Source organism: Barnesiella sp. CU968, assembly GCF_905219685.1.
GTDB lineage: Bacteria > Bacteroidota > Bacteroidia > Bacteroidales > Muribaculaceae > Lepagella > Lepagella muris_A.
This window is the reverse complement of the sequence record NZ_CAJMXD010000392.1, coordinates 1-2,655: the sequence shown is the minus strand read 5'-3', so window position 1 is coordinate 2,655 and position 2,655 is coordinate 1. Positions and strand designations below refer to the sequence as shown.

5 protein-coding genes are annotated in these 2,655 nt (G+C 47.8%); 1 reads left to right on the top strand and 4 read right to left on the bottom strand.

The features are described from left to right. Positions 1 to 252: phospholipase D-like domain-containing protein (locus tag JX312_RS11975; protein WP_239653908.1), on the top strand; the 252-nt coding region annotated here is incomplete at its 5' end. 28 nt (positions 253 to 280) lie between these two features. Here JX312_RS11975 and JX312_RS11970 read toward each other — a convergent pair. The 4 genes from JX312_RS11970 to JX312_RS11955 all read right to left on the bottom strand — a co-directional run. After that, positions 281 to 1,225, bottom strand: a complete 945-nt coding sequence (locus JX312_RS11970; RefSeq protein ID WP_204458133.1) for a TlpA disulfide reductase family protein — start codon at positions 1,223 to 1,225, stop codon at positions 281 to 283. A gap of 12 nt (positions 1,226 to 1,237) precedes the next feature. Then, positions 1,238 to 1,777 (bottom strand): hypothetical protein, encoded by a 540-nt coding sequence (locus tag JX312_RS11965; RefSeq protein WP_204458132.1) that lies wholly within the window; start codon positions 1,775 to 1,777, stop codon positions 1,238 to 1,240. A 174-nt stretch (positions 1,778 to 1,951) separates the two neighbouring features. Then, complete coding sequence (gene rplQ / locus JX312_RS11960; RefSeq protein WP_123404999.1) at positions 1,952 to 2,455, bottom strand: 50S ribosomal protein L17; 504 nt, start codon at positions 2,453 to 2,455, stop codon at positions 1,952 to 1,954. A gap of 6 nt (positions 2,456 to 2,461) precedes the next feature. Next, positions 2,462 to 2,655 (bottom strand): DNA-directed RNA polymerase subunit alpha C-terminal domain-containing protein (locus JX312_RS11955; protein WP_304505005.1); only part of this gene is annotated, 194 nt, incomplete at its 5' end.

Sequence of the window (2,655 nt, the reverse complement as noted above, 5' to 3'; positions counted from 1 at the left end):
CATGCGAAGGGAATAATAATAGACGAGAACCTTGTGATAGCCGGTTCTACAAATTTTGACTACCGCAGTTTTGAAAACAATTTCGAATGCAGCCTTATGATTTATGACAAGGAGGTCAACAGAAAAATGCGCGACATTTTCTTCAATGACGTAAAATCATGCACGAAACTCACTTTCAACGCATGGCACAAACGCCCTATTTTCCAAAGAATACTCGAATCGATAGTGAGACTCGTGTCTCCCATTCTCTGACCGGACTGCCGCCTGTGACGGCGGACTCTCATTCCTCTACTCCCTTCCAGTCCGGAGTTAAGACATATCTCTCCTGCAACACCGCTCCGTCACGGTCAAACAGGACCTTGTGCGGATAACCTCCGACATCAAACATCGCAGTCAGTCTTCCATACGTCTCATGGTCAAGATAAAGCGATTCATCTCCTTCAAGATATTTTGCCACAACCATGTCGTAACTTTCTCTGTCTGTTATCTCTTCGCCGGTGACGTAAACAACCACCCAGTCGGGATTGTCGCGAAATTTAACCCGGACATCACGCGTCGCCGCCATCTCTTTCAGACAAGGCGGACATAAGGAAGCCCAGAAATCAAGCACAACCCTCTTTCCGGCGTACTTTGCAAGCAACCCTTTCAGCATCTTCCCTTCGGGAGTGTCGCGCACTTCGTAGCGGTCTTTCCTGAACATCTGACGCGCATATCGCTCTACCCCTTTCCGGACCTCGGGATTTGGAAGATAAGAGGCGGCAACCGTATCTACTATGGCGAGAGCCTCTTCCACATTCTTCGCTTTTTCAAGAAGTCCCCCTTTGCATAATGTGCGCGCGACGGCAAGCTGGGCAAGCATCGGCATTCCCGAGACACCTAAAAACATATTCATGGCATCATATCGCTTCATATATTTCATCACTGCGTCTTTATAATCGCGTGCCCTCGATTTGCCGGCATTCTCGCCCATGCGACTCAGCAAGGAAGAGGATGCCAGATTCTTAACAAGACCGCTGGGCCATTTCTGCGCCATGATATAATTGTCATCAGTAAGCAACGCCTCTCTCAAGGGCGTATAATCTTCAGGTGACTCAGGCTCCAGAAATTTCTCGTTCAGCATTAGCCAGTACGCCTTCTGAAACACAGGATAATTCGCGAGTATCCGCCTGCCGACAACAGAGAGGTCCGATGACTCAAGATAAGCGTCAAGCTCTTTGCGCCACACCGAATCCGAAGCTTAGTACATAGCCCTTGCCTCGGCAGGAGCAAAGGAGGAGTCATTTTCCATCTTTCTGTTGATTTCATCCAGATCAGCTATTTTCGGAGCACGGGCGAGATCATTGTTGACCTGTGCCAGTTCACCTGAAAAGAGACATTCGCCGGTTTCGGCATCGAACCGCATTGTCAATGACTTGCCCGGTTCGAGATAAACATCCGGTAAATCATTTCCCGCATACCCTTTCACTGTGAGTATGCGTGGAGAAGTCAGCCTGAGCCAGTCCCGGAAACCCGCATCATCGAAATCCGTACTGAACGAACGGAATTGGGATTCACCTGTAATTATATCATCCTTGTAAATCAAGAGATTCCCCACATGGAAATGAGCCTTTCTGCTGCCGGCACGTCTCGCGTTGTCAATTTTTCCGGAAAACTCGGCAAGCCCGGATGTGAAGAATTCCTCATTGTCGAGCACTTTCAGCACTTCCTGTTTTCCACGGCATCCGCACATTATCAACAAAACAAGAAAAGAAAAAACAATATTTATCCGTAATGTCATATCCAAAGAGTATTTTACATGTGACAAAAATACCTAAATTCCGCTTCATTCGCAACAATTGAAACCGATTTTTCGAGATATGCCGGCAAACTTTTCAGAAACAGGTCCATATAATGACAAAAGAGGTGACTGTTGTCAGTCACCTCTTTAATATTTTGAATAAAACCGTTCGGATTACTCAGCTTTTGCTTCCTCGGCGGCAGGAGTCTCCTCTGCCTTGGGTGCCTCTGCAGCAGCCTCGGCGGGAGCGGCAGCTTTCTTTGAGCGAGAACGACGTGTGGTTTTCGCTTTCTTGGGAGCTGCAGCCTCAAGCATGTTCTCGTTGAAATCAACGAGTTCAATCATGCACATTTCTGCGTTGTCGCCAAGACGATGACCGGTCTTGATAATACGAAGGTAGCCACCGGGACGGTCTGCCACTTTCTCTGCGATAACTCCGAAGAGCTCCTTCACGGCGTCCTTATTCTGGAGATAGCTGAACACGAGACGGCGATTTGCCATATCGTCCTTCTTCGACCGTGTGATCAGAGGCTCAGCGAACACGCGGAGAGCCTTGGCCTTAGCCACAGTCGTAAAAATTCTCTTATGCTGGATAAGAGCTATCGCAAGGTTAGAAAGAAGTGCCTCGCGGTGTCCTTTCTTGCGACTGAGGTGGTTGAATTTTTTATTATGTCTCATGGGGAATTAGTCTTTATCTAATTTATATTTCGAAATATCCATTCCAAAGGAAAGGTGAAGTTTCTCAAGAAGCTCGTCGAGTTCGCTGAGCGATTTCTTTCCGAAGTTGCGGAACTTGAGCAGATCGTTCTTGTTGAAAACCACAAGTTCACCGAGTGTCTCCACTTCCGCGCTCTTCAGGCAGTTGAGGGCACGAACCG

Excerpts from the sequence above, each read along its gene's own strand:
- JX312_RS11965 (WP_204458132.1), bottom strand. The coding sequence starts at position 1,777 with ATGACATTACGGATAAATATTGTTTTTTCTTTTCTTGTTTTGTTGATA.
- rplQ (WP_123404999.1), bottom strand. The coding sequence starts at position 2,455 with ATGAGACATAATAAAAAATTCAACCACCTCAGTCGCAAGAAAGGACAC.